This window comes from Enterobacter cloacae complex sp. IR5441, from assembly GCF_049238215.1.
In the GTDB taxonomy this organism is placed as follows: domain Bacteria; phylum Pseudomonadota; class Gammaproteobacteria; order Enterobacterales; family Enterobacteriaceae; genus Enterobacter; species Enterobacter hormaechei_C.
Window position 1 is genome coordinate 1 of record NZ_JBMKIA010000068.1, and the last position, 6,459, is coordinate 6,459.

General features: G+C 52.3%; 4 protein-coding genes and 2 pseudogenes. 2 read left to right on the forward strand and 4 right to left on the reverse strand.

Annotation, left to right across the window (positions count from 1 at the left end):
• Window positions 1-119 (forward strand): IS1 family transposase (locus tag ACOTX5_RS25890; protein ID WP_218062499.1); only part of this gene is annotated, 119 nt, incomplete at its 5' end.
• A gap of 14 nt (window positions 120-133) precedes the next feature.
• Here ACOTX5_RS25890 and ACOTX5_RS25895 read toward each other — a convergent pair.
• The 4 genes and pseudogenes from ACOTX5_RS25895 to lacI form a co-directional block, all read right to left on the reverse strand.
• Window positions 134-274: pseudogene (locus tag ACOTX5_RS25895) on the reverse strand (maltose acetyltransferase domain-containing protein); the annotation flags it as partial.
• 65 nt (window positions 275-339) lie between these two features.
• Window positions 340-1,593: a lactose permease gene (lacY, locus tag ACOTX5_RS25900; protein WP_003846917.1), complete on the reverse strand. Its 1,254-nt coding sequence runs from the start codon at window positions 1,591-1,593 to the stop codon at window positions 340-342.
• Window positions 1,594-1,644: 51 nt separating this feature from the next.
• On the reverse strand, window positions 1,645-4,719 hold the full coding sequence (gene lacZ / locus ACOTX5_RS25905) for a beta-galactosidase (RefSeq protein ID WP_234101380.1): 3,075 nt from the start codon (window positions 4,717-4,719) through the stop codon (window positions 1,645-1,647).
• 121 nt (window positions 4,720-4,840) lie between these two features.
• Window positions 4,841-5,923 (reverse strand): DNA-binding transcriptional repressor LacI, encoded by a 1,083-nt coding sequence (gene lacI / locus ACOTX5_RS25910; RefSeq protein ID WP_007851507.1) that lies wholly within the window; start codon window positions 5,921-5,923, stop codon window positions 4,841-4,843.
• A 407-nt stretch (window positions 5,924-6,330) separates the two neighbouring features.
• On the opposite strand from lacI, the pseudogene ACOTX5_RS25915 reads away from it, so the two are divergent.
• A pseudogene (locus ACOTX5_RS25915) lies at window positions 6,331-6,459 on the forward strand (IS110 family transposase); the annotation flags it as partial.

The window sequence follows — 6,459 nt, forward strand, 5'->3', positions numbered from 1 at the left end:
ACCTGAATCTGAGGCAGCACCTGGCACGGCTGGGACGGAAGTCGCTGTCGCTCACAAAATCGGTGGAGCTGCATGACAAAGTCATCGGGCATTATCTGAACATAAAACACTATCAATAAGTTGGAGTCATTACCCTTTTTTCAACTTCTGATGGATGCGAGTGATTGAACTCATACATTAATGTTTTCCCACGAAGTCTTTTTTCAGGTAAGCCTTCGCACATATCGGTAAATAGCTTGCCTGCTTTTATTTTTTCTGTCATCGACATGTTCATTTTTAACATTCCGTCCTGATAAGTTGGTCGGATAAGGCGCTCGCGCCGTATCCGACATTAATTTCTTAAGCGACTTCATTCACCTGGCGACGCAGCAGAGAAAGTGGGCCGGGGCCGCTAAGCGTGAACACGGAAATTAAGGTGAAGCCCAGCGCCACCAGACCCAGCACCAGGTAAGCGCCCTGGAAACCGATGCTTTCATACATATTGCCCGCCAGAATAGACATAAAAATCATCGCCAGTTGCTTAAAGAAGCAGAAACAGACCAGATAAATCGTCGCTGAAAAACGCACTTCAAACTGGCTGGTAATATATTTAAAGCAGCCCACCAGCAGGAACGGTACTTCAAACATATGCAGCGTTTTCAGAATAACCACTTCCAGTGCTGAGGTAGCGAACGATGAGCCAATAATACGTACTGACATAATAGTGCCAGCCAGCAGCAGGGCGTTTTTCCCACCGATGCGATTAATGATCAGTGGCGCAAAAAACATAATCGAGGCGTTAAGTAATTCGCCCATTGTCGTTACGTAGCCAAATACCCGCGTACCCTGTTCACCGGTAGCAAAGAACGAAGTAAAGAAATTAGCAAACTGTTGGTCAAAAACATCGTAGGTGCAGGAAACGCCAATAACATACAGTGACAAAAACCACAGTTTTGGCTGTCTGAACAGTTCCAGCGCCAGCTTAAGGCTAAATGCCGAATGGTTGGCACCTACCGCATTGGCAACCGTGGCAGAAGAGGGCGCATCCGTTTTGGCGAAAAAGAGTAAAACGGCGAGGATGAATGCACAGCCAGAACCCAGCCAGAAAACAAACTGATTATTGATGGTGAACATGATGCCGACAATCGAGGCACACAGCGCCCAGCCAACACAGCCAAACATCCGCGCGCGACCATATTCGAAATTACTGCGACGGCTGACTTTCTCGATAAATGCCTCTACTGCTGGCGCACCGGCGTTAAAACAAAAGCCTAGATAAATACCACCAACAATCGATCCTACTAAAATGTTGTATTGTAACAGTGGCCCGAAGATAAAAATAAAGAACGGCGCAAACATCACTAACATGCCGGTAATAATCCACAGCAGGTATTTGCGCAGCCCGAGTTTGTCAGAAAGCAGACCAAACAGCGGTTGGAATAATAGCGAGAACAGAGAAATAGCGGCAAAAATAATACCCGTATCACTTTTGCTGATATGGTTGATGTCATGTAGCCAAATCGGGAAAAACGGGAAGTAGGCTCCCATGATAAAAAAGTAAAAGAAAAAGAATAAACCGAACATCCAAAAGTTTGTGTTTTTTAAATAGTACATAATGGATTTCCTTACGCGAAATACGGGCAGACATGGCCTGCCCGGTTATTATTATTTTTGACACCAGAGCAACTGGTAATGGTAGCTACCGGCGCTAAGGTGGAATTCCGCCGACACTGACGGGCTCCAGGAGTCGTCGCCACCAATCCCCATATGGAAACCGTCGATATTCAGCCATGTGCCTTCTTCCGCGTGCAGCAGATGGCGATGGCTGGTTTCCATCAGTTGCTGTTGACTGTAGCGGCTGATGTTGAACTGGAAGTCGCCGCGCCACTGGTGTGGGCCATAATTCAATTCGCGCGTCCCGCAGCGCAGACCGTTTTCGCTCGGGAAGACGTACGGGGTATACATGTCTGACAATGGCAGATCCCAGCGGTCAAAACAGGCCGCAGTAAGGCGGTCGGGATAGTTTTCTTGCGGCCCTAATCCGAGCCAGTTTACCCGCTCTGCTACCTGCGCCAGCTGGCAGGTCAGGCCAATCCGCGCCGGATGTGGCGTATTGCTCGCCACTTCAACATCAACGGTAATCGCCATTTGACCACTTCCATCAATCCGGTAGGTTTTCCGGCTGATAAATAAGGTTTTCCCCTGATGCTGCCACGCGTGGACCGTGGTAATCAGCACCGCGTCGGCAAGCGTATCTGCCGTGCACTGCAACAACGCTGCTTCGGCCTGGTAATGGCCCGCCGCCTTCCAGCGTTCGACCCAGGCGTTAGGGTCAATGCGGGTCGCTTCACTTACGCCAATGTCGTTATCCAGCGGTGCGCGGGTGAACTGATCGCGCAGCGGCGTCAGCAGTTGTTTTTTATCGCCAATCCACATCTGTGAAAGAAAGCCTGACTGGCGGTTAAATTGCCAACGCTTATTATCCAGCTCGATGCAAAAATCCGTTTCGCTGGTGGTCAGTTGCGGGATGGCGTGGGGCGCGGAGGGGAGTGTCACGCTGAGGTTTTCCGCCAGACGCCACTGCTGCCAGGCGCTGATGTGTCCGGCTGCTGACCATGTGGTCGCGTTCGGTTGCACTACGTGAACCGTTAGCCAGAGTTGTCCGGCGCTCTTCGGCTGCGGTAGTTCAGGCAGTTCAATCAACTGTTTACCTTGTGGAGCGACATCCAGAGGCACTTCACCGCTTGCCAGCGGCTTGCCATCCAGCGCCACCATCCAGTGCAGGAGCTCGTTATCGCTATGACGGAACAGGTATTCGCTGGTCACTTCGATGGTTCGCCCGGATAAACTGAACTGGAAAAACTGCTGCTGGTGTTTTGCTTCCGTCAGCGCCGGATGCGGCGTGCGGTCGGCAAAGACCAGACCGTTCATGCAGAACTGGCGATCATTCGGCTTATCGCCAAAATCACCGCCGTAAGCCGACCACGGATTGCCATTTTCATCATATTTAATCAGCGACTGATCCACCCAGTCCCAGACGAAGCCGCCCTGTAAACGGGGGTACTGACGAAACGCCTGCCAGTATTTAGCGAAGCCGCCAAGACTGTTACCCATCGCGTGGGCGTATTCGCAAAGGATCAGCGGGCGCGTCTCTCCAGGCAACGAAAGCCATTTTTTGATGGACCATTTCGGCACAGCCGGGAAGGGCTGGTCTTCATCCACGCGCGCGTACATCGGGCAAATAATATCGGTTGCGAAGGTGTCGGCTCCGCCGCCTTCATACTGTACCGGGCGGGAAGGATCGACAGATTTGATCCAGCGATAGAGTGCGTCGTGATTAGCGCCGTGGCCTGATTCATTCCCCAGCGACCAGATGATCGCACTCGGGTGATTACGATCGCGCTGCACCATTCGCGTTACGCGTTCGCTCATCGCGGGTAGCCAGCGCGGATCATCGGTCAGACGATTCATTGGCACCATGCCGTGGGTTTCAATGTTGGCTTCATCCACCACATACAGGCCGTAGTGGTCGCACAGCGTGTACCACAGCGGATGGTTCGGATAATGCGAACAGCGCACGGCGTTAAAGTTGTTCTGCTTCATCAGCAGGATATCCTGCACCATCGTCTGCTCATCCATGACCTGACCATGCAGAGGATGATGCTCGTGACGGTTAACGCCGCGAATCAGCAACGGCTTGCCGTTCAGCAGCAGCAGACCATTTTCAATCCGCACCTCGCGGAAACCGACATCGCAGGCTTCTGCTTCAATCAGCGTGCCGTCGGCGGTGTGCAGTTCAACCACCGCACGATAGAGATTCGGGATTTCGGCGCTCCACAGTTTCGGGTTTTCGACGTTCAGACGTAGGGTGACGTGATCGGCATAACCACCACGCTCATCGATAATTTCACCGCCGAAAGGCGCGGTGCCGCTGGCGACCTGCGTTTCACCCTGCCACAAAGAAACCGTCACCCGCAGCTCATCGCGCAGCTCGCCGTACATCTGAACGTCTGCCTCCAGTACAGCGCGGCTGAAATCATCATTAAAGTGAGTGGCTACATGGAAATCGCTGATTTGCGTGCTCGGTTTATGCAGCAACGAGACGTCACGGAAAATGCCGCTCATCCGCCACATATCCTGATCTTCCAGATAACTGCCGTCACTCCAGCGCAGCACCATCACCGCGAGGCGGTTTTCTCCGGCGTGTAAAAATGCGCTCAGGTCAAATTCAGACGGCAAACGACTGTCCTGTCCGTAACCGACCCAGCGCCCGTTGCACCACAAATGAAACGCCGAGTTAACACCATCAAAAATAATTCGCGTCTGGCCTTCCTGTAGCCAGCTTTCATCAACATTAAATGTGAGCGAGTAACAACCCGTCGGATTCTCCGTGGGAACATACGGCGGATTGACCGCAATGGGATAGGTCACGTTGGTGTAGATAGGCGCATCGTAACCGTGCATCTGCCAGTTTGAGGGGACGATGACAATATCGGCGTCAGGAAGATCGCGCTCCAGCCAGCTTTCTGGTACCGCTTCTGGTGCCGGAAACCAGGCAAAGCGCCATTCACCATTCAGGCTGCGCGACTCTTGGGAAGGGCGATCGGTGCGAGCCTCTTCGCTATTACGCCAGCTGGCGAAAGGGGGATGTGCCGCAAGGCGATTAAGTTGGGTAACGCCAGGGTTTTCCCAGTCACGACGTTGTAATACGACGGCCAGTGAATCCGTAATCATTGTCATAGTTGTATCCTGCGTGAATTGTTATCCGCTCACATTTTCGCATAACATACGAGCCGGACACATAGAGTGTAAAGCCTGGGGTGCCTAATGAGTGAGCTGACTCACATTAATTGCGTTGCGCTCACTGCCCGCTTTCAAGTCGGGAAACTTGTCGTGCCAGCTGCATTAAGGAATCTGCCAACGTGCGGGGAGAGGTGGTTTGCGTATTGGGCGCCAGGGTGGTTTTTCTTTTCACCAGTGAGACGGGCAACAGCTGATTGCTCTTCACCGCCTGGCCCTGAGAGAGTTTCAGCAAGCGGTCCACGCTGGTTTGCCCCAGCAGGCGAAAATCCTGTTTGATGGTGGTTAACGGCGGGATATAACACGAGCTGTCTTCGGTATCGTCGTATCCCACTACCGAGATATCCGCACCAACGCGCAACCCGGACTCGGTAATGGCGCGCATTGCGCCCAGCGCCATCTGATCGTTGGCAACCAGCATCGCAGTGGGAACGATGCCCTCATTTAGCATTTGCATGGTTTGTTGAAAACCGGACATGGCACTCCAGTCGCCTTCCCGTTCCGCTATCGGATGAATTTGATTGCGAGTGAGATATTTATGCCAGCCCGCCAGACGCAGACGCGCCGAGACAGAACTTAATGGGCCCGCTAACAGCGCGATTTGCTGGTGACCCAATGCGACCAGATGCTCCACGCCCAGTCGCGTACCGTCTTCATGGGAGAAAATAATACTGTTGATGGGAGTCTGGTCAGAGACATCAAGAAATAACGCCGGAACATTAGCGCAGGCAGCTTCCACAGCAATGGCATCCTGGTCATCCAGCGGATAGTTAATGATCAGCCCACTGACGCGTTGCGCGAGAAGATTGTGCACCGCCGCTTTACAGGCTTCGACGCCGCTTCGTTCTACCATCGACACCACCACGCTGGCACCCAGTTGATCGGCGCGAGATTTAATCGCCGCGACAATTTGCGACGGCGCGTGCAGGGCCAGACTGGAGGTAGCAACGCCAATCAGCAACGACTGTTTCCCCGCCAGTTGTTGTGCCACGCGGTTGGGAATGTAGTTCAGCTGCGCCATCGCCGCTTCCACCTTTTCCCGCGTTTTCGCAGAGACGTGGCTGGCCTGGTTCACCACGCGGGAAACGGTCTGATAAGAGACACCGGCATACTCTGCGACATCGTATAGCGTTACTGGTTTCACATTTACCACCCTGAATTGACTCTCTTCGGGTGCTATCATGCCATACCACGAAATGTTTTGCGCCATTCGGAGGGGGCACGCCGAAGTGAGATTCAAAATGCCGACGTCAGTTCACAGGTGGGTAATGATACCAACGTGTTGATTTCGTATTTTCACTGACACCAGGATCATCCTGATGTTACAAGGATTGAATGACTACAGATTAAAATAGTCATCAACAGGTTGACAGCATTACCGTTTTTTTCGTCTCATTTTTATCGTATTCGGGTGTCTGTCTGTACCATGCAGACGCTCGCTTTTTGTAATGCCAGCTAAAGAAACAGGCTTAACGTAGGATATTTAATGAGATGGTCACTCCCTCCTTCCCAGTACTATGCTGAGGACAGGCTTTCATTCGGAGAACCATCATGGAAAACGTTGCGCTTATTGGTATCGATCTGGGTAAGAACTCTTTCCATATTCATTGTCAGGATCATCGTGGGAAGGCCGTTTACCGTAAAAAATTCACCCGACCAAAGCTAATCGAATTTCTGGCG

What these genes read in the sequence shown, in the direction of transcription:
- lacY (WP_003846917.1), bottom strand. Translation starts at nt 1,593, where the DNA reads ATGTACTATTTAAAAAACACAAACTTTTGGATGTTCGGTTTATTCTTT.
- lacZ (WP_234101380.1), bottom strand. Translation starts at nt 4,719, where the DNA reads ATGACAATGATTACGGATTCACTGGCCGTCGTATTACAACGTCGTGAC.